This is a genomic window from Pseudomonas sp. S34, assembly GCF_009866745.1.
Lineage (GTDB): Bacteria > Pseudomonadota > Gammaproteobacteria > Pseudomonadales > Pseudomonadaceae > Aquipseudomonas > Aquipseudomonas jessenii.
On sequence record NZ_CP019398.1, the window covers coordinates 1,604,414 to 1,626,476 of the forward strand.

General features: G+C 61.6%; 10 protein-coding genes. 4 read left to right on the plus strand and 6 right to left on the minus strand.

Annotated features, from left to right (window positions below):
- Positions 1 to 8: 8 nt before the first annotated feature.
- Positions 9 to 2,168 carry a type I secretion system permease/ATPase gene (locus tag PspS34_RS07040; protein ID WP_154860781.1) on the minus strand — a complete coding sequence of 720 codons (2,160 nt, stop codon included), beginning with the start codon at positions 2,166 to 2,168 and terminating at the stop codon, positions 9 to 11.
- 16 nt (positions 2,169 to 2,184) lie between these two features.
- Positions 2,185 to 3,543, minus strand: a complete 1,359-nt coding sequence (locus PspS34_RS07045) for a TolC family outer membrane protein (protein ID WP_150813384.1) — start codon at positions 3,541 to 3,543, stop codon at positions 2,185 to 2,187.
- Positions 3,544 to 4,130: 587 nt separating this feature from the next.
- Here PspS34_RS07045 and PspS34_RS07050 point away from each other — a divergent pair.
- Positions 4,131 to 13,562 carry a retention module-containing protein gene (locus PspS34_RS07050; protein ID WP_159389534.1) on the plus strand — a complete coding sequence of 3,144 codons (9,432 nt, stop codon included), beginning with the start codon at positions 4,131 to 4,133 and terminating at the stop codon, positions 13,560 to 13,562.
- 82 nt (positions 13,563 to 13,644) lie between these two features.
- Here PspS34_RS07050 and lapD read toward each other — a convergent pair whose 3' ends face one another.
- The 4 genes from lapD to PspS34_RS07070 all read right to left on the minus strand — a co-directional run bounded on the left by lapD (position 13,645) and on the right by PspS34_RS07070 (position 17,571).
- On the minus strand, positions 13,645 to 15,591 hold the full coding sequence (gene lapD, locus PspS34_RS07055) for a cyclic di-GMP receptor LapD (protein WP_154860779.1): 1,947 nt from the start codon (positions 15,589 to 15,591) through the stop codon (positions 13,645 to 13,647).
- 22 nt (positions 15,592 to 15,613) lie between these two features.
- Positions 15,614 to 16,321 carry a cysteine protease LapG gene (gene lapG, locus PspS34_RS07060; protein ID WP_150813387.1) on the minus strand — a complete coding sequence of 236 codons (708 nt, stop codon included), beginning with the start codon at positions 16,319 to 16,321 and terminating at the stop codon, positions 15,614 to 15,616.
- 256 nt (positions 16,322 to 16,577) lie between these two features.
- The gene (locus PspS34_RS07065; protein ID WP_057715950.1) at positions 16,578 to 16,973 is read right to left on the minus strand and encodes a YbaN family protein; all 396 of its coding nucleotides are present in this window, start codon (positions 16,971 to 16,973) and stop codon (positions 16,578 to 16,580) included.
- A 10-nt stretch (positions 16,974 to 16,983) separates the two neighbouring features.
- A complete protein-coding gene (locus PspS34_RS07070) occupies positions 16,984 to 17,571 on the minus strand; it encodes a YecA family protein (RefSeq protein WP_057715949.1) in 588 nt (195 codons plus the stop codon).
- Between the two features lie 427 nt (positions 17,572 to 17,998).
- Here PspS34_RS07070 and recQ point away from each other — a divergent pair, with 427 nt between their 5' ends.
- From recQ to PspS34_RS07085, 3 genes are all read left to right on the plus strand, one after another.
- Positions 17,999 to 20,125, plus strand: coding sequence for a DNA helicase RecQ (gene recQ, locus PspS34_RS07075; RefSeq protein WP_057715948.1), 2,127 nt, complete (start codon positions 17,999 to 18,001; stop codon positions 20,123 to 20,125).
- Positions 20,126 to 20,244: 119 nt separating this feature from the next.
- On the plus strand, positions 20,245 to 20,679 hold the full coding sequence (locus PspS34_RS07080; protein ID WP_007984163.1) for a MarR family transcriptional regulator: 435 nt from the start codon (positions 20,245 to 20,247) through the stop codon (positions 20,677 to 20,679).
- 127 nt (positions 20,680 to 20,806) lie between these two features.
- A complete protein-coding gene (locus PspS34_RS07085) occupies positions 20,807 to 22,054 on the plus strand; it encodes a hypothetical protein (RefSeq protein WP_159389535.1) in 1,248 nt (415 codons plus the stop codon).
- Positions 22,055 to 22,063: the final 9 nt, after the last annotated feature.

Consider the following 22,063-nt stretch of genomic DNA (forward strand, 5'->3'; position numbering starts at 1 on the left):
GGCGACTCCTAGACGGCCGCAGAGCCGACACGGCCCTTGCGCAGTGCATCGATGACCGCGTCTTTCGGACCGTCGGCGACGATCCGTCCGTTGTCCAGTACCACCAGCCGGTCCACCAGGCTCAGCATCGAGGTGCGGTGGGTCACCAGCAGGATGGTTTTGCCCTGGACCCATCCGTGAAGTTTTTGCCGCAGGACGTCTTCGCTGCTGTTGTCCATGGCGCTGGTGGGTTCGTCGAGCAGCATGATGGGCGGGTCGAGCAACATCGCCCGGGCCATCAATACGGCCTGGCGCTGGCCGCCGGACAACAGTTGCCCGCGTTCACCCACGGGCCGGTCGAAGCCTTGCGGGTGTTGCCGGGCCAGTTCGGTAACGCCGGTCATCTCTGCCACTTCGAGCATGCGTGAGTCGCTGATATAGCGCGCGCCGAGGGTCAGGTTGTCGCGCAGGCTGCCGGCCAAAAGCGGCAGGTCGTGGGCGACGTAACCGATTTGATGGCGCAGGTCGGCGACGTCCAGTTGCCGCAGGTCCAGACCATCGAGCAGCAACTGGCCTTCATCCGGTTCGTAGAAGCCCATCACCAGTCGCGCCAGGGTACTTTTGCCTGAGCCGCTGCGGCCGATGATGCCGATGCGCTCGCCGGGTTTCACACTGAAGCTGACATTGGCCAGGGCGGGCGCACTTTGGCCGTTGTAGTGGAAGGTTACGCCGACAACATCCAGTGCACCTTGCAGTTGGGTGCGCTCCAGTGGCCGTTGTCTGGCGTCGCGCTCCTGGGGCAGGCCCATCAGCGCATCGGTGCTTTTCATGGTCAGTTGCGCTTGCTGGTAGCGGGTGATCAGGCCGGCGATCTGACCCAGTGGTGCAAGTACCCGGCTACCGAGCATGTAACTGGCCACCAGGGCTCCGACGCTGAGGTTGCCGGCGATGATGCTGTAGACCCCGGCGACGATGATTACCATGCCGGACAGTTGCTGGATGAACAACGTGCCGTTAGTGGCCAGGGCCGAGAGGTTGCGCGCGTGGCTGTCGAGGCGGGTGAGGGCGCCGTGGGTGCTTTCCCATTTGTGCTGGCGTTCGCTTTCGGCGCTGCAGGCCTTGAGGGTTTCCAGGCCGCTGAGGGTTTCGATCAGCAGTGCCTGGCGTTCGGCGCCCAGGCTGAGGCTTTTTTGCACGGTATCGCGCAGGCGCACCTGGATCACCATGGCGAAGATGATGGTGATGGGAAACGCCAGCATCGGGATCACCACCAGCCAGCCACCGAGCAGGCCGATCACCAGCAGCATCAGCAGGCAGAAGGGCAGGTCGATCAGGCTGGTGAGGGTCACGGCGGTGAGAAATTCCCGCAGGCCCTGGAAGTCATGAATGCTTTGGGCGAAGCCACCGATGGTCGCCGGCCGTGCTTTCATCGCCATGCCGGTGATGCGCTCGAACAGGGTGGCGGACAGGATCACATCGGTTTTCTTGCCGGCGGTATCCAGCAAGTGCGCGCGCACAACTCGCAGCACCAGTTCGAAAGCCGTGCCGATCAGCAAACCGATCGCCAGCACCCACAAGGTCGAAGTGGCCTGGTTCGGCACCACGCGATCGTAGGTCTGCATCACGAACAGCGGCACCATCAGTCCCAGCAGGTTGATCAGGAAGCTCGCCAGGATCGCATCGCTGTACAGCCATTTCGACAGCTTCAGCGTATCGCGAAACCAGGCCTGGACCCGAGGCACCAGCGGCGATCGCAAGTCTTCGAGTTCGTGACGTGGCCGGGCGAACAATGCCTGGCCACTGTAGTGTTCGGCCAGCTCCTCTGGGCTGAGCCATTGTTCGCCGCCGTCGGCTTCGCTGGGCAGGATCAGCACCTTGCCGTCCTCGCCATAACGACGCAGCACAGCCGTGCGGCCGTTGTTGAGCAGCAGCAGCACGGGCAGGTTGAGCGAGGAGATGTCTTTGAGGTCGCGGCGCAGCAAGCGCGCCTGCAAACCGGCCCGGGCCGCTGCACGGGGCAGCAGGTCCAGGCTCAGGCGTTGGTGTGCCATGGGGAGCCCGGCACTGAGGCTGGCGCGACTGACCGTCGCGCCGTGGAGTTTGCAGAGGATCAATAGACCGTCCAGAAGCGGGTCATCGAAGCTCAGGCGCGGATCGACACCGGTGTTGCCGGGTTCCATGCTGGTCATTGAACCCTCCCGTGCACTACTTCATATCAGGTAGACGAGCTTCGTTTTTTACTTCGGTCTGGGCGATCGCGTCGGCGGGCAGTACGACCCGTTGCTTGCTCAGCAACTGGCCCATGTTCGCCAGGACACGGTACATCGAGAACTCTTCGGTGTAGCGCACTTCGGTATAGCGACGGTTGGCGTTGTAGAGCTCGTTTTCACTGTCGAGCAGGTCCAGCAGGGTCCGTTGGCCGAGGCCGAACTGATCCTGGTAGGCGATGCGCACGCGCTTACTGGTGTCGGCGTATTCACGGGCGGTCGGGGTTTGTTTCTTGGCGTTGACCATGGCGTTCCAGGCCAGGTGAATGTTCTCGTTGAGCTGGCGCAGGGCATTGTTGCGGATGTCCATGGCCTGGTTGATCTTGTGCGAGTCGGAGGCCAGGCGCGCCTTGTCGCTGCCGCCGCGGAACAGGTTGTAGTTCATCACCACGCCGACCCGCCATTCGTTGTCGTGCCCTTCGTCACCCTGCAGGTTGTTGTTCGCGCCCACCGCCGCCTCGGCGTCGAAGCGAGGGTAGAACGGCGACTTGGCGACTTCGTACTGGCTTTCGGCCGATTGCACGTCGGCCTGGGCGGATTTCAGGTAAGGGTTGTTTTCCACCATGCTTTGCTGGGCTTCGGGCAGGGTGGTGGGGACTTCGCCGCGAATCGACGGCGGGGTTTCGAGTTCATCGGGCATGCGCCCCACAACGGCATAGAAGTTCGACTCGGCATCCGCCAGATCGACTTCGGCGGTGTCGAGGTTGTTTTCCGCCAGTGCCCGGCGAGCGCTGGACTGGTCGGCATCGGCGTTGCTGCCCACGCCGCGCTGGGTGCGCAGGCCGATCTGGTCGTTGACCCGCAAGTGCGCTTGCAGGTTGTTCTTGGCCAGGGTCACCAGTTCGCGGCGCTTGAGGACTTCGAGGTAAACCTCGGTGGTGCGCAGGGCCAGATCCTGAGCCGTACCCTGAGCGTAATAGGCTCGCGAGTTGACCACGCCTTTGGTGCGTTCGACTTCATTGGAAGTGTTGAACCCGTCGAAGAGCATTTGTCGCAGGCGCAATTCCGACTGGGTGTAATTGAGAATTTCGGTGTGGTGATTGCCGAACGCCCGGGTATTGGTGTTATCGCTGTACCCGCGCCCGTAGGCGGCGTTCAAATCAACCGATGGATAAAAGCCCCCTTTGGCGACCTTCACGTCCTCATCCGCCGACAGTCGGCTGTCCACCCGGGATGCCAGTTCCGGGTGGGTCGCAATGGTGCTCTGGATCGCTTCGGTCAGCGTTATGGCCTGCGCTTGGGACGAGCAGGCCATGGCCAAAAGAACCGCGCTGCAGACGGGGGTTAATAGGCGCATGTACATCTCCCTGATTCCTGATGGTGCTTGTCTGTCGCCAATTATTTGACGAAATTTACCGGTAAAGTTGTTTCACATCTTTAACAAAAGAGCTAAGAACATTCTGGAGCGTAGCCAAGAAATTTTTTTCATAACGGATATGCCAAAAAAAACTTATGCGCTCTGCAAAATCCAGCACATTGTTCAATTAGAAAGCCCTTGTTTTATGGGCTCTAGGGCGCTCATCGGGGTTTGAGTAAAGTTCCAATCCACTTATCGAAATAGAGCGGAGAAGTGCTGGAGGGGAGGGATGCGAGCGATCTGGTGGTGACGGTTTTTTGTCACTTAAGTGCTTCGAGATCGTTACGTATCGCTCACAGGCAACGTTGTTGCGAATAGGGATCCGATGCCATTGATTGCAGAGGGATTTCCCCGAAATCGTAAACAGCGCCGTGAGCGACTGGCTGGGCGAGATCGTTGCCGGGGCCACGGCTTACTCAAGTAAACCGGCACCCGGAACACGATCCGCCAGACAACCCGCTCGAGCCATGAGCACGTTCTTCGCGCAATCAAGGTGCCGACAGCGGTTGGCGGCGGAGGAAATGCACATGGCAACGCTCATCGGAATCGTCAGTAAGGTCATCGGTCAGGTGTTCGCGGTTGCGAGCGACGGCACCCGGCGTGCTTTGGTCGAGGGGGACCGGCTGTTCGCTGGCGACCGACTGAGCACCGGCGCTGAAGGCGCGGTGGCGGTACATCTGAAAAATGGCCAGGAACTGACCCTCGGGCGCGACAGCAGCATGCAGATGACGCCGCAGTTACTCGCCAATCAGATTCCCCATATCGACTCACCCGAAGCGGTGACACCGAGCGAAGCGCAACTGACCGATGTCGAACAGCTGCAAAAAGCCATTGCGGCGGGCGACGACCCGACCCAAACCGCTGAAGCCACCGCTGCCGGGCCTGCCATGACTACCGGAGTACCGGGCGGCATCCCGGGCAGTGGCCATAGTTTTGTCATGCTCGAAGAAGTGGGCGGGCGAGTCGATCCGGTCATCGGCTTCCCCACTGCCGGGTTCAATGGCATTCCCGAATTTCCCGAAGAACGCCTTAACGTTAATCCGGACATCGCTGTAGCGGACGAGGCCCCTGTGGTGCCGCCGGTGACGCCGCAGGTGCCGAACAATCCGGTCACCTTCGTCGGCCTGTCGGAGCAGAACGGCGAGCGGACTGTCAATGAAGCCAACCTGGCCGACGGTTCGGCGAGGAACGAAGTTTCGCTGACGCGAAGCGGCACCTTCACCATCAATGCGCCAGACGGGCTGACCAGCCTCAGCATCGGCGCAATCAACTTGATCAGCGGCGGTGTGGCGGCAGGTTTTCCGCAGTCGATCACCTCCCCTCTGGGCAGTACCTTGACCATCACCGGTTACGATCTGGCCACGGGCGTGGTCAGTTACAGCTACACCCTCAACCGTGCCGAAACCCACGTAAGCGGCGAGGGTGCCAATAGTCTTGCCGAACACGTCACCGTGGTGGCCAGCGACAGCAATGGCGACAGCATTACCGGTACGCTGGATATCAGCATCATCGACGACGTGCCGCAAGCAGTCGATGACAGCAATGGCACCGCCTCGGAAACCCTGCTGACCCTCAACGGCAACGTACTGAGCAACGACGTGCAAGGCGCGGACCGGGTGACGCTCGGTGAAAACAGCGGGCCGATCACCCCCGGTAACTTCACCGGCACCTACGGCACTTTGGTGCTGAATGCCAACGGCACTTACACCTACACCCTGAACACCAGCGATGCCGACTTCCAGGCGTTGCACGGCGGCGGCAATGGCACGGAAACCTTCACCTATACGCTGACAGACGCCGATGGCGACAGCAGCACCGCCAACCTGGTGCTGCAAATCCACAACAACGATGACCCGATCACGATTGGCGGTTTGAATGCCGGGGGCGGCGAGTTAACCGTCTTCGAGAAAAACCTCAGCGACGGCAGTGCACCGGATGCCACTGCCCTGACCCAGAACGGCACCTTCACCGTCGCCGCTCTCGACGGCGTAACGACCCTGACCGTCGGCGGCATTGCCGTGGTCACCGCTGGCGTGGCCGCCGGCTTCCCGCAATCGATCACCACCCCACTGGGCAGCACCCTGACCATTACCGGGTTCAATGCGGTAACCGGCGTGGTCAGCTACAGCTACACCCTGGTGGACAACGAAGCCCACCCGGCCGCCAGCGGCGCCAACACATTGCCCGAACAGTTCGCGGTGACTGTGGTCGACGACAACGGCACCACTACCACCGGTTCACTCGACGTGAACATCGTCGATGACCTGCCCAACGCCGTGGGCGACAGCAATGGCACTGCCTCGGAAACCCTGCTGACCCTCAACGGCAACGTACTGAGCAACGACGTGCAAGGCGCGGACCGGGTGACGCTCGGTGAAAACAGCGGCCCGATCACACCCGGTACCTTCACCGGCACCTACGGCACTTTGGCGCTGAATGCCAACGGCACTTACACCTACACCCTGAACACCAGCGATGCCGACTTCCAGGCGTTGCACGGCGGCGGCAATGGCACGGAAACCTTCGCCTATACGCTGACAGACGCCGATGGCGACAGCAGCACCGCCAACCTGGTGCTGCAAATCCACAACAACGATGACCCGATCACGATTGGCGGTTTGAATACCGAGGGCGGCGAGTTGACCGTCTTCGAGAAAAACCTCAGCGACGGCAGTGCACCGGATGCCACTGCCCTGACCCAGAACGGCACCTTCACTGTCGCCGCCCTCGACGGCGTAACCACCCTGACCGTCGGCGGCATTGCCGTGGTCACCGCTGGCGTGGCCGCCGGCTTCCCGCAATCGATCACCACTCCATTGGGCAGCACCCTGACCATTACCGGGTTCAACGCGGCGACCGGCGTGGTCAGCTACAGTTACACCCTGGTGGACAACGAAGCCCACCCGGCCGCCAGCGGCGCCAACACCCTGCCTGAACAGTTCGCCGTGACCGTGGTCGACGACAACGGCACCACTGCTACCGGTTCACTCGACGTGAACATCGTCGACGACCTGCCCAACGGTGTGAACGACAGCAATGCATCAACGGCTTCGGAAACCCTGCTGACCCTCAACGGCAACGTGCTGACCAACGACGTGCAAGGCGCCGACCGCGTGCCGCTCGGCGAAAACGCCGGGCCGATCACCCCCGGCACCTTCACCGGCACCTACGGCACCCTGGTGCTGAATGCCAATGGCACTTACACCTACACCCTCAACACCAGCGATGCCGACTTCAAAGCCCTGCACGGCGGTGGCGACGGCACCGAAACCTTCACCTACACAATCACCGATTCGGACGGCGACAGCCGTACCGCCTACCTGGTGCTCAACGTCTCCAACAACGACAATCCGGTGACCCTCGACGGCCTCAATGTGTATGGCGGTGAGCTGACGGTCTACGAAAAAAATCTCGGCGACGGCAGCAACCCCAACGCATCGGCCCTGACCCAGAGCGGGACGTTTACCGTCACCGCCCTCGATGGCTTGCAAACCCTGACCGTCGGCGGCATCACTGTCGTCAGCGGTGGTGTGGCCGCAGGCTTCCCGCAAACCGCCGTCACGCCGTTGGGCAGCACCCTGACCATTACCGGGTTCAATGCCGCCACTGGTGTGGTGAGTTACAGCTACACCCTCAACGACAATGAAGCGCACCCGACCGCCAACGGCGCCAACAGCCTGACCGAGAACTTCAACGTCGTCGCTACCGACAGCGATGGCGACAGTGCAACCGGGCAGATCAACGTCAACATCGTCGATGACTTGCCGAAGGGCGTGGACGACAGCAATGCATCAACGGCTTCGGAAACCCTGCTGACCCTCAACGGCAACGTGCTGACCAACGACGTGCAAGGCGCCGACCGCGTGCCGCTCGGCGAAAACGCCGGGCCGATCACCCCCGGCACCTTCACCGGCACCTACGGCACCCTGGTGCTGAATGCCAATGGCACTTACACCTACACCCTCAACACCAGCGATGCCGACTTCAAAGCCCTGCACGGCGGTGGCGACGGCACCGAAACCTTCACCTACACAATCACCGATTCGGACGGCGACAGCCGTACCGCCTACCTGGTGCTCAACGTCTCCAACAACGACAATCCGGTGACCCTCGACGGCCTCAATGTGTATGGCGGTGAGCTGACGGTCTACGAAAAAAATCTCGGCGACGGCAGCAACCCCAACGCATCGGCCCTGACCCAGAGCGGCACCTTCACCGTCACTGCTCTCGACGGTGTAACGACCCTGACTGTCGGCGGCATCGCCGTGGTCACCGCTGGCGTGGCCGCCGGCTTCCCGCAATCGATCACCACCCCACTGGGCAGTACCCTGACCATTACCGGGTTCAACGCGGCGAGCGGCGTGGTGAGCTACAGCTACACCCTCAACGATAACGAAGCGCACCCAACCGCCAACGGTGCCAACAGCCTGCCTGAGCAGTTCGCCGTGACCGTGGTCGACGACAACGGCACCACTGCCACCGGTTCTCTCGACGTGAACATCGTCGATGACTTGCCGAAGGGCGTGGACGACAGCAATGCATCAACGGCTTCGGAAACCCTGCTGACCCTCAACGGCAACGTGCTGACCAACGACGTGCAAGGCGCCGACCGCGTGCCGCTCGGCGAAAACGCCGGGCCGATCACCCCCGGCACCTTCACCGGCACCTACGGCACCCTGGTGCTGAATGCCAATGGCACTTACACCTACACCCTCAACACCAGCGATGCCGACTTCAAAGCCCTGCACGGCGGTGGCGACGGCACCGAAACCTTCACCTACACAATCACCGATTCGGACGGCGACAGCAGCACCGCCAACCTGGTGCTCAACGTCTACAACAACGACAATCCGGTGACCCTCGACGGCCTCAACGTGTATGGCGGTGAGCTGACGGTCTACGAAAAAAATCTCGGCGACGGCAGCAACCCCAGCGCGTCGGCCCTGACCCAGAGCGGCACCTTCACCGTCACTGCACTCGACGGCGTAACGACCCTGACCGTGGGCGGCATCACTGTCGTCAGCGGAGGCGTGGCCGCCGGCTTCCCGCAATCGATCACCACCCCACTGGGCAGTACCCTGACCATTACCGGGTTCAACGCGGCGAGCGGCGTGGTCAGCTACAGCTACACCCTCAACGATAACGAAGCGCACCCAACCGCCAACGGTGCCAACAGCCTGCCTGAGCAGTTCGCCGTGACCGTGGTCGACGACAACGGCACCACTGCCACCGGTTCTCTCGACGTGAACATCGTCGATGACTTGCCGAAGGGCGTGGACGACAGCAATCCATCAACGGCTTCGGAAACCCTGCTGACCCTCAACGGCAACGTGCTGACCAACGACGTGCAAGGTGCTGACCGGGTAACGATCGGCGAAAACGCCGGGCCGATCACCCCCGGCACCTTCACCGGCACCTACGGCACCCTGGTGCTGAATGCCAATGGCACTTACACCTACACCCTCAACACCAGCGATGCGGATTTCAAAGCCCTGCACGGCGGTGGCGACGGCACCGAAACCTTCACCTACACAATCACCGATTCGGACGGCGACAGCCGTACCGCCTACCTGGTGCTCAACGTCTCCAACAACGACAATCCGGTGACCCTCGACGGCCTCAACGTGTATGGCGGTGAGCTGACGGTCTACGAAAAAAATCTCGGCGACGGCAGCAACCCCAACGCGTCGGCCCTGACCCAGAGCGGGACGTTTACCGTCACCGCCCTCGACGGTGTAACGACCCTGACTGTCGGCGGCATCGCCGTGGTCACCGCTGGCGTGGCCGCCGGCTTCCCGCAATCGATCACCACCCCGCTGGGCAGCACCCTGACCATTACCGGGTTCAACGCGGCGAGCGGGGTGGTCAGTTACAGCTACACCCTCAACGACAATGAAGCGCACCCGACCGCCAACGGTGCCAACACCCTGCCTGAGCAGTTCGCCGTGACCGTGGTCGATGACAACGGCACGACCGCCACGGGCAGCCTCGATGTGAACATCGTCGACGACCTGCCGAAAGGCGTGTACGACAGCAATGCATCAACGGCTTCGGAAACCCTGCTGACCCTCAACGGCAACGTGCTGAGCAACGACGTGCAAGGCGCCGACCGCGTACCGCTCGGCGAAAACGCCGGCCCTATCACCCCCGGCACCTTCACCGGCACCTACGGCACTCTGGTGCTGAATGCCAACGGCACTTACACCTACACCCTCAACACCAGCGATGCCGACTTCAAAGCCCTGCACGGCGGTGGCGACGGCACCGAAACCTTCACCTACACAATCACCGATTCGGACGGCGACAGCAGCACCGCCAACCTGGTGCTCAACGTCTACAACAACGACGATCCGGTGACCCTCAACGGCCTCAACGTGTATGGCGGTGAGCTGACGGTCTACGAAAAAAATCTCGGCGACGGCAGCAACCCCAACGCATCGGCCCTGACCCAGAGCGGCACCTTCACCGTCACTGCACTCGACGGCGTAACGACCCTGACCGTGGGCGGCATCACTGTCGTCAGCGGAGGCGTGGCCGCCAGCTTCCCGCAAACGGCCGTTACGCTACTGGGCAGCACCCTGACCATCACCGATTACAACGCGGCGAGCGGGGTGGTCAGCTACAGCTACACCCTCAACGATAACGAAGCCCATCCAACCGCCAACGGCGCCAACAGCCTGACCGAGAACTTCAACGTCGTCGCTATCGACAGCAATGGCGACACGGCGACCGGGCAGATCAACGTCAACATCATCGATGACTTGCCGAGCGCCAAACCTGACTCGTCGTCGGTAGTGGAGGGCGGCACCGTCAACATCAGTGTGCTGGGCAATGACGCCAGCGGCGCCGATGGTCCGGCGACGGTGGTCGGCGTGCGTGCCGGCGGCAACACCTCGACCTCGGCCATCGGCGGACTGGGTAACCAGATCAACGGCACCTATGGCTACCTGACCCTCGATGCCAACGGCAACGCGGTGTATCACAGCAACCAGGATTCCGTCGGCGATCCGGGCGCCACTGACACGTTCACCTACACCGTGCGTGATGCCGATGGCGATGAAAGCACCACCACCATCACCATCGACGTCGCCAGCAGCACGATCAAGGCCAACCCCGATAGCGACGTGACGGTCTACGAAAAAGCCCTCGACCTGAGCAAGGACGGGCTGGACCTGATCGCCGGTACGGTCACCGGCAGCGACCCGGGCAACACTGGCGAAACCGCGTCCGGGACCCTGGTCGGTTCGGTCTCGGGTGCCAGCGGCGCGCTCACCTACACCCTGGTCGGCAGCGCGACAGGCACCTACGGAAAGATCCTGATCAACCCCGACGGCAGCTATACCTACACCCTGACCTCGGCTCCGAAAACCTTGCCGAATGCCAACGACGGGCCGAACAGCCTGAGTGAAAGCTTCACCTACAAAGCGACCGATGCGCTGGGCAACAGCAGCACCAGCACCATCGTGGTCAACATTGTCGATGACGTGCCCAAGGCGGTGGCAACGGATCGCTCGGTGGCGGCGGTGGAGATCGATTCCAACCTGCTGATCGTGCTCGACGTCTCCGGCAGCATGGCGGACCCATCCGGCGTGTCGGGCCTGTCGCGCCTGGCCCTGGCCAAGCAGGCCATCAGTGCCTTGCTGGATAAATACGATGACCTCGGCGATGTGAAAGTGCAGCTCGTCACCTTCAGCAGCAGCGCTACCGACATGACCTCTGTGTGGGTCGATGTCGCGACCGCCAAGACACTGCTGGCCGGCCTCACCGCGAACGGCGGGACCAACTACGACGCGGCCGTGGTGACCATGCAGGCCGCGTTCAACACCTCGGGCAAACTGACTGGTGCGCAAAACGTCGGCTACTTCTTCTCCGACGGCAAGCCCACCACCGGCCAGGAAATCGGCACCGCCGACGAAACCGCGCTGAAAGCCTTCCTCGATGCCAACAACATCAAGAACTACGCGATCGGCCTGGGCAGTGGCGTGAGCAACGCCAACCTCGATCCGCTGGCCTACGACGGCATCAGCCACACCAACACCAATGCGGTGGTGGTCACTGACCTCAACCAACTCAACTCGGTGCTGTCCGGCACCGTGGTCGGCTCACCGGTCACCGGTTCGTTGCTGGGTGAGGGCGGCACGTTCGGCGCTGATGGCGGTTTCATCAAATCCATCGTGGTCGACGGCACTACCTACACTTACGATCCAAACGCCCTCAGCGGCCAGGGTTCGTTGACGTCAAGCGGCGGCACCAACCACGGCACCTTCAACACCGTGAACAACACGGTGAGCATCGCCACCAACAACGGCGGCACGTTGGTGATCAACCTCGACACTGGCGATTACAACTACACCTCGCAGAAAACCACTGCGGTGGTGATCACCGAGAACATCGGTTTCACCGCCAGCGACAACGATGGCGACCTCGCCAGCTCGACGCTTACCGTGAAAGTGATCCCCAACGCGCCTCCGGTGGCGGTGGACGACCAAGTCATCACCAACGTGCTCTCGGGCACCGTCGTGGTGCCGGGCGAACTGTTGCTGGCCAACGACACCGACCCCAACGGCGATCAACTCTCGGCAACACCGACCTCGTTCAACACCGGCTGGGTCGTGAAAGGCGCGGACTTCACCGGCACCGGCGCGATCAGCTTCGCCGGCGAAAACAACAACCCCGGCAACCAGAATCTGGCCAACGTGCGCAACGCCTTTGCGGCCAACGCGGCGACCATGACGGCGCTGCTGGTGGTCAGTGGTTATCTTGGCGCAGCGAACAACTCCAATGGCAACAATGAAGACTTCATCACGGTCAAGCTGAATCAAGGTGAGACACTCAACCTCAATCACAACCTGGATGACGGGCACATCACGATGGAGTATTCGCTCAACGGTGGGGCGTTCGTAAGCATCGCCGATGGTGACACCATCACCGCAGGCGCCGATGGCACTTACCAGATCCACGTGACCAACATCGCCAATTCCAGTGGCGGCAATAAGAATGGGGCAGAAAACTACGAACTGACCATGACCGTCAACTACGCCGGAGCACACGAAGTCACCACGGACTACCACGGCACCTACACCGCCAACGACAACCACGGCGGCAGCGACTCGGCCAACCTGACCATCAGCTATCAGGACGGCCATACCCTCACCGGTACCAGTGGGGATGACGTACTGGTGGCGGGCACGGGCAACAACATCATCAATGCCGGCGACGGCAACGATGTGCTCACTGCCGGTTCCGGCAACAACGAGCTGCATGGTGGCGCCGGCAATGATCTGCTCTTCAGCGGCCAGGGCAATGACATCCTTGATGGCGGCACGGGTATCGACACGGCCAGTTACGCCCACGCCACGGCTGGGGTGACGGTCGGCCTCAGCCTGCCGGGTGGGCAAAACACTCTCGGTGCCGGCACTGACACCCTGACCGGTATCGAAAACCTCATCGGCTCGAACTTCAACGATACCCTGACCGGCGACAACACTAACAACACGATCAATGGCGGTCTTAGCAACGACATCCTCAGCGGCGGGGGCGGCGATGACTTGCTGATTGGTGGCCTGGGCAATAACACCCTGACCGGGGGGGCGGGGGGCGATACCTTCCAGTGGTTCAAGGGCAACAATGGCCATGACGTGATCACTGACTTCACGCCCGGCACCGACAAACTCGACCTGTCGCAACTGCTGCAAGGGGAAAACGGCACCACGGCTTCGCTGGATGACTACCTGCACTTCACCGTCACCGGCAGCGGGCCGTCGACAGTGACCAGCATCGACGTCAGCGCCATGGCCGGTGCCGCGCCGAACCAGACCATCGACCTGGCCGGCGTCGACCTCGCCAGTCAATACGGTGTAACGCCAGGCGCGGGTGGGGTGATCGCGGGTGGGCATGACACGGGGACCATTATCAACGGCATGCTCAACGATCATTCGTTGAAGGTGGATACCGTGTGACCTGAAAACCCGCTAAAGAACCCGCCATCCCTGTGAAGGGGAGGCGGGTTCTTTGTTGCCCGGGACAATAGTCGATGCCCGGTCAGTGGTTAGAAAACCTGGGCGCCCCGATCAATCGACCCATGGCCCCGAATATTCCCAACTCCCTGATTACCTCCAGTTCCCCACGCGTCTCGACCATTTCCGCAATCAGCGGCAAATCTATGCTGTGGGTTGCGCGAAAGATCGCGTCGATGAACAGTCGTTTGTCAGGCTGCTCGTCGATGTTGCGAATGTAGGCTCCATCGATTTTCAGGTACGCCAAGCCCAATTGGGTCAGGTTGCCGATCTGGCTGAAGCGCCCGCCAAAGTGTTGCAGGCCGACTCGATAACCGGTCTTGAGCAATGTGCTGCAAAGGTTCTGCAGCACTTCGGGGGAGGGCAACTGGCGCTCGTCGATTTCCAGGGTCAACAGCGGTGCCAGTTCGGGAAGGGATTCGAGCAGGTCGAGAATTGTTCTCCATTGCACCGGGTCGCGCAGGGTGCTCCCGGACAGGCTCAATGCCAAGGGGCTGCGGTTGACCACCAGCTCGTCCAGCGTGGCTTCGAGCATCGCCAGGTCGAACCTTCCCGACCAGCCGAGACGCTCGATCCACGGCAGGAAATGCCCCGCGGCAATCGCTTCGCCCTGCGGGTCGAGCAGGCGTGCGAGTACTTTGTGATGCAGCATCTGGCGGGTGTCGGCGCATTGCACGACGGGCTGAAAGTACAGCAGCACTTTGCCATGGGTCAGGGCGTCGTCGATCCAGGTGCGCCAGTCGTGCTGGGAGTGATTGGGTGCGGTGTCACGATGGCTCAAATGAACCCAGGGGCGTTCGGGATGCTGCCGGGACTCCGTCAGCGCCTGATCAAGGCGCAGGAGAACGGTGCTGATCGGCTCACCGGGGCGGTAGGCGACAACGCCCAGATGGGCGACCGGCATGCAATCGCTGGCGCCGGTCAGGCGCAGGTTCTCCAGGCTGACGCTGACATCGGCGGCCAGGCGCGCGGCACTTTCAGCATCCAGACCCGGTGTCAGCAGGCTGAATTCGCCGCCACGGTTGCGCGCCGCCAGCCAGGTTCGACGCTCCGGCAATTGAGTCAGGCGCTTGAGCAATTCGCCGACGGCAGTGATCAGCGCATCAGTCCGTTGGCCACCCAGGCGCTGGTTGAGGCCGTTCAGGTCGTTGATTCGCAACATCAGCAAATGGCCATCACGGCTCTGTTCGCACACGCGTAAATGGTCGGCCAGTTGCTCGTCGAGCAGGCGTCGGTTGGCCAGGCCGGTGAGGCTGTCCAGATAGGATTCGGCCCGCAGTTTTTCGCTGCGTGCAGCCTCCTCGACGAACAGCGCCTTGAGCTTCTCGACCATCTGGTTCATCGCCAGCACGACCCGTTTCAATTCCGGTGTGCGCGGCAGTTTCGGCAGACTGAGAAATTCGCGTTTGCTGATGGCCTCGGCTTGTCGGACCATGCTGTCGAGTGGGCGAAATTGCCGGCGCAGCATCCATCCTCCAATCACGGCGCTGAACAGCCCGCACAGTAGCAGCCAGATCAGGCTGCCAAGGGTGCTTTCCCAGAGCTTGGCCAGGGCGAATTGCGGATTGCTCAGCACTTCGACCCGTGCCAGTTGTTCCCAGCCGCGCATGATCAGGGCATCGCCGCCCTCCGGGCGCAGGTCGACCAGGTTGACGAACCAGTCAGGCACACCGCCGATTTTTGTCGGTGCGGTGCGTTCCACCAGGGTTTGCTGATCCTTGAGCCTGATGACGCGGATGCTGCTGAAATAGCCGCTGTCGAAAATCGAACTGACCATCAGTTCCATCATTGCCGGGTCATCGACCTGTGCCGTCAGCGACAGCCCCAGCGCGGTGGCCGCGTCCTGGGCGTGGGCGCGCAGTTGGCTGAGCGTTTGTTCGCGGGAGCTTTCCAGGCTGGCAAAAAAACTGCCACTGAACGCCACCAGCAGGAACAGGCAGATTGCCAGGAACAACTGTTTTCGCAGTGTCATGCTTCGCTCCTTGCCAAGGCGGTTAGCCGTCGCCGATGTCGAACCCTTCGGCCTGCATCTTTTTCAACACGTCCTGCCAGCGCGACAGCTTTTTCGAGTCGCTGCTGCGCTGACCGCCGTTTTTGCCCGGCAGGTACAGGCCTTCGGCATTGAAGGCGTACACCGGCAGCAAGTCTTTGCGTTGGGAGGCGGGGCGGATATCGCCGATCAGGTTGTCCAGCACCAGTGGTTCGCTCGTGGGGGTGCTGTAGAACGTCAACACCATGTGCGCCTGGTTCTGGCTCAAGGCCTTGACGTAGGTGATGCGCAGTTTTTCGCTGGGAATACCAAGCCGGCGCAGGCTGAAATACTTCGCCAGAGCATAGTCCTCGCAATCGGCGGCGCCCTTGATCAGGGCTTCGACGGGCGTGGCCCAGTAATCGGTCTGTTGCCAGATGCGCGTGTCGTCCTGGAAGTTCAGCTGTTGATCGAAGAAGCGGTTCACCGCGTTGAGCTGCTCGCGTTCGGGGGCGCCGCGTGCACTTTGCAGCATTTGACTCCAGGCCTCGATCCGACCTCGCGCCGGTCCAAGGGGGCCGTAGCGTTTTTCAACGGTTTGCAAGATCTGCGCAAAATCCCAGTCGGCCCGGACCCCGTTGCATACAGTCAGTACCAAACCAGCCAGCAGCAACCAGCCGCCGAGCCGAAGTCGGAGCGTTGGCCGTCCTGGACTACGCAGACTGCGGGCCATGTCTGGCTGCTCGAGTGTAGGTTTGTGAAGTTTAGGTGGAGTTTTGGGCGCGGTAGGTCACGTCGTCGGCCGAAGGACGCTCACTGAGTTTTTTGTGGCGAGGGGGCTTGTCGGAACGCCGCACCGCCCCGTTCGGTGGCGAAGCCGCCGTGAACCTGTGAGCGCGATCTATCTGGTGATCTGCGGTGAATGGCTTTAGGGCTGCTGCGCAACCCAACGGGGGCAAGCCCCCTCGCCACAATGGTCGCGGGAAATTTCAGGATTTGCGCAGGGTTTTCTGCTTGAGGATGTAAATCGTCACCAGCACCGCACTAGTCAGCATGAAGCACCGTGCCCAGTACAGCGGTACCAGGTAGCAGGAGAACAGGATACTCGGCCACATCAGGCCAATGGCGTAGACCTTGCCCTTGAGCGGAATGCCGTTGCCGTTGAGGTAATCGCGAATCCACGGGCCAAGCCGTGGATGCTCGACCAGCCATTGATAAAAGCGCGGCGAACTGCGGGCGAAGCAGGCGGCCGCCAGCAGCAGGAAAGGGGTGGTGGGCAATACCGGCAGGAAAATCCCGATCACCCCCAGCGCCACGCTCAGCCAGCCGATGGCCAGCAGCACGTAGCGCAACATCAGGGGGCGGTTGCCTATGGGGTTGTCCATAGGCAGAACCTTAGTGGTGGCGGGGCTTGAGAATCGCCGGTTTTTCGTCTGGCGCGTTGCACAGCAGGTACAGCGCGGTCAGGGCTTCCGGGATCTGTACGATCATGTCGTCCATCAGGTTGGCATCTTTGGCGATGTCTTCGAACTCCGGCTGCTCGTCGAACAGGCCCGAACCGACCATGATCGGCAGCAGCATTTCGCTGACTTCGTCTTCGGCGCTTTCGAACCAGGCCGCTTCGCGCAGGAATACGCCTTCCATGAAGCCGATGCACCAGCCGCGCAGGTCGGAATCGTCCGGCTCGTCGCCCAGGTCCAGGTCGCATGGCAGTTCGAATTCTTCATCGGAGGCCAGCTGGCGAGCGATGTGGGCCTTGAGGCCGATCAGGGTGGCTTCGATCTCTTCGCGCTGGGCTTCGCTGCTGTAATGCGGCTCCTCGGCGAAGAGTGCATCGATCCACTCACGATCAGGAACGACTTCGGAACAGATCGACAGCGCGGTGAGGTAGCCGTGGGCGGCCACGTAGTCCAGCGCCTCGTCATGCAGTTCATCAGCGTCGAGGAAGACTTGCAGGCGGGTTAGTTGCTCAGCGAAGGACATTAAAGGACTACCTTGGGGAATGTTCGATGCGGGAATTCTAGGCCTTCTTGAGCACTTGGGCCAGCCGCACGGCATATTTGCCCGTTTGTGGGAGCTGCCCCCTTGCAGTTCGGTCAAGCACTACCCCTGTGGGAGCGAGCTTGCTCGCGATAGCGATGGTTCAGGCGAAATCAATGTTGACTGTGATGGCCTCATCGCGAGCGAGCTCGCTCCCACAGTTTTTTATGTACATCGGGTTTGCCGGTGTCTTATCAGCGGTGCCCTTTGCCGGACGGGGCTCGGGTATACTCGCGCGTTTTGTGATGCCCTGCTGGCGTCACGGCTGAAATGTGAAGCGTCATGCAATGCGCACTTACGATTTATCGGTGCAGCATCGCGGGTTCTGAACCAGCCTTGCAGGGATGTTTCGGTGATTTTTGGAGTTTTTATGCTCGAACAGGCTCAACGCGTCCTCAAGGACATCTTCGGCTACGACAGTTTCCGTGGCCGCCAGGGTGCAATCATTGAGCGCGTGGCCAGCGGCGGCGATGCCCTGGTCCTGATGCCTACCGGCGGCGGCAAGTCCCTGTGCTTCCAGGTTCCGGCGCTGTTACGCGAAGGCCTGGCCGTGGTGGTTTCGCCGCTGATCGCACTGATGGACGATCAGGTCGCTACCCTCGAAGAACTGGGCGTGGCCGCCGCCGCGTTGAACTCCACCCTCAGCGCCGAGCAGCAACGCGACCTCGCCGCCCGTATCCGCCGCGGTGAAGTGAAAATGCTCTATCTGGCGCCAGAGCGCCTGGTCCAGCCGCGTATGTTGTCCTTCCTGCAGGGCCTGGACATCTCCCTGTTCGCCATCGACGAAGCGCATTGCGTGTCGCAATGGGGCCACGATTTCCGCCCGGAATACCTGCAACTGGGCCAGTTGGCGGAAATGTTCCCCGACGTGCCGCGCATCGCCCTGACCGCCACGGCCGACAAGCGCACCCGGGAAGAAATCGTCACCCGGCTGCACCTGCAAGACGCCGAGCGCTTCCTGTCGAGCTTCGACCGGCCGAACATCTTTTATCGCATCGTGCCCAAGGAACAGCCGCGCAAGCAGTTGCTGGCGTTCCTCGCCGAGCGCCGTAGCGATGCGGGCATCGTGTATTGCCTGTCGCGCAAGAAAGTCGAGGAAGTCGCCGCGTTCCTCAGCGAGCAAGGCTTCCCGGCGTTGCCGTACCACGCCGGGCTACCCAATGATCTGCGGGCCTACCATCAGAAGCGCTTCCTCAATGAGGAAGGCCTGATCATGGTCGCGACGGTGGCGTTCGGCATGGGCATCGACAAGCCCAACGTGCGTTTTGTCGCGCACCTCGATTTGCCGAAATCCCTTGAGGCCTATTACCAGGAAACCGGTCGTGGTGGCCGTGACGGTCTGCCGGCGGATGCCTGGATGGCCTACGGCCTGCAAGACGTGGTGATGCTCAAGCAGATGCTGCAGAACTCCGAAGGCGACGAACGCCACAAGCGCCTGGAGCAGCACAAGCTAGACGCCATGCTCTCGCTCTGTGAAGAAACCCGCTGCCGTCGGCAAACGCTGCTGGCCTACTTCGACGAAGACATGCCCGAGCCCTGCGGTCATTGCGACAACTGCGTCGACGGCGTGCAGACCTGGGATGCCACGGAGCCTGCGCGTCAGGCGCTGTCGGCGATCTACCGCACCGGTCAGCGCTACGGCGTCGGGCACCTGGTGGATGTATTGCTGGGCAAGGACAACGAGAAGGTCCGCAGCTTCGGCCATCAGCACCTGTCGGTGTATGGTGTTGGCAAGACGATGGCGGAGGGCGAATGGCGCTCGTTATTCCGCCAACTGGTGGCCCGTGGTCTGGCGGACATCGACCTCGAAGGCTACGGTGGCCTGCGCCTGAGCGACAGCTGCCGGCCGCTGCTCAAGGGTGAAGTGACCCTGGAACTGCGCCGCGATCTCAAGGCGCAAACCGTGGCGAAAAGCAGCAAGAGCCAGGCGAGCCAGCTGGTCCGTGGCGAGGAGCGCGAACAATGGGAAGCCTTGCGCGCCCTGCGTCGCAAGCTCGCCGAAGAACATGGCGTGCCGCCGTATGTCATCTTCCCCGACTCGACCTTGCTGGAGATGCTGCGCAGCCAGCCGACCTCGCTGGCGGAAATGGCCACGGTCAGCGGCGTTGGCGCGCGCAAGCTGGAGCGTTACGGCGAGGCCTTCCTCGAAGTGCTCGGCGGCCAGGTCGAGGCGCCGAAACCGGTGGCCGACGTACGTCACGAACTGATCACGCTGGCGCGGGCCGGGATGACGCCGGTGCAGATCGCCGGTCAATTGCAGTGCTCGGAAAAGAATGTCTACACCATGCTGGCCGAAGCGATCGGCAAGCAGCAGTTGTCGTTGGAACAGGCGCTGGATCTGCCTGAAGACCTGATGGGTGAAGTCCAGGACGCCTTCCTCGATGGCGAAGGCGAGTTGCCGCCGGTTTCCGAAATCGCCGCGCTGTTCGCGGGCCGGGTGCCGGAAGGGGTGTTGTACTGCGTTCGCGCTGCCTTGCAGTCGGAGTTCGAGATTTGAGACATCCGTAGTGCTGATGTAACGATTCACTACAGATCAAGCCTTGCCTCAAGTCGAGGCTCATGCTTAGCTGACTAATAATTAGTTTTTATTTATTTCAGTCTAATCATGAGTGTTTTATGCCGTTAACCGATCAACACCGCTTTGGCATGCAATTGGCCCAGATGTCCCGTGGCTGGCGTGCCGAACTGGACCGCCGACTGGCGGGCATGGGCTTGTCCCAGGCACGCTGGCTGGTGCTGCTGCACCTGGCCCGTTTCGAAGAAGCACCGACCCAGCGTGAGCTGGCACAAAGCGTCGGCGTCGAAGGTCCGACCCTGGCCCGTTTACTCGACAGCCTGGAAAGCCAGGGCCTGGTGCAACGCCAGGCAGTGCTGGAAGACCGTCGGGCGAAGAAAATCGTGCTCTGCGCGCCAGCGCGTCCCTTGATCGAACAAATTGAAACCATTGCCACGCAACTGCGTCACGAACTGTTCGAAGGCGTCGATGAGGCGGATTTGAAGGTGTGCATGCGGGTTCACGGGCACATCCTGGGCAACCTTGAAAAGTCTTGAGGTATAACCGAACGCCAGGTTTTTGAGAGACCGCATTGGACAGACTATAAGAACTACTCGGCAATATCGTGTTCGTAACGGATGTACGAACCCGTGCGGATGGTTTCTGTAGATCTCAAGGATGCTCATGCTCAAGTGTTGGCGATTGGTTTTACGCGGTGGTTCTCAGTGGTTGCTGGCCGGGGCCGCGGTCACTTATTCGGCATGGGCACCTGCGCTGGGCCTGGGTGAAATCACCCTGCATTCGGCGCTGAATCAACCGCTGCGTGCCGATATCGCACTGGTGGATGCTGCTGGCCTGGAGGAAAACCAGCTGTCGGTGAGCCTGGCAACGGCAGACGAGTTCAGCCGTGCCGGGGTCGACCGGGCGTTTTTCCTCAGCAACCTGAAGTTCACCCCGGTGTTGCGCGGTAATCGCAGCGTGATACAGGTGACCTCCAACAAACCGGTGAGTGAGCCGTTCCTGAATTTCCTCGTGCAGCTCAATCAGCCTAATGGGCGATTGCTGCGTGAGTACACGTTACTGATCGATCCGCCGGGTGCGCCTGGGGTTGATCCCGCCGCTGATGAAGCGGCATCCGGTTCCCCGGCGTCCGCATTCCCCCGTGTGAAACCGGTCGTGGCGCCGTCACCCGTGGCCAGGACGACACCGGAAACGGACGTCGCAGTGGTTGATCCCGCTGTCGAACAACTGGCCGCCAGCGCCCTGCAAAACCACCAGTTGCAAACCACTGTCGATGAGCTCAACGCGAAGCTTCAAGACCAGGATGAGCTGATCGCCGGCCAGAAAAAACATTTGGCCGAACTGCAAACCCAACTCGCGGAGCTCAAGAAGGTAAAGGCCCAACCGGTTGCTTCCGACGTGGCGACGCCAGCCCCCGTTATTGCTGAGAACCCCGGGATTGGCTGGCTGCCGATTGCCGGTTTGTCGGCGCTGATAGCGTTGCTGGCGCTGGGCTGGTTTGTTCGCCGCCAGCAGCATCAAGCCACAGCGTCAGAGGCGCTGCCGTCGCAGCATGAACCGCTGGCTGAGCTCTTTACCGAGCCAGTGATGTGGCCCTCCGTCATGCAACCATCCACTGTGCATCGCGACGGGGTGCCGGCCAACGATGAGCTTGAGCGGGTCGATAGCCATCATTCCGTCCCGGTCGCTGTTGCCATGGCGGTGGTTCCGGGTTTGGCGATATCCGGCGAATCCGCTACTGACGATGAGTACCGGCTCAACCTGGAGGAGCTGTCCATGGCGTCCAGTTGGGACGTGATCAACCTGACCGAGAACCCGCAGCCGGCGGCTCTGGCCATGATCGAGCCTGAGTTCGAGCTGGAGATGCAACCCGTTGCGCCGTCTCGACAGCCTCCGGTCGGGCTATCATAGCGGCGTCGT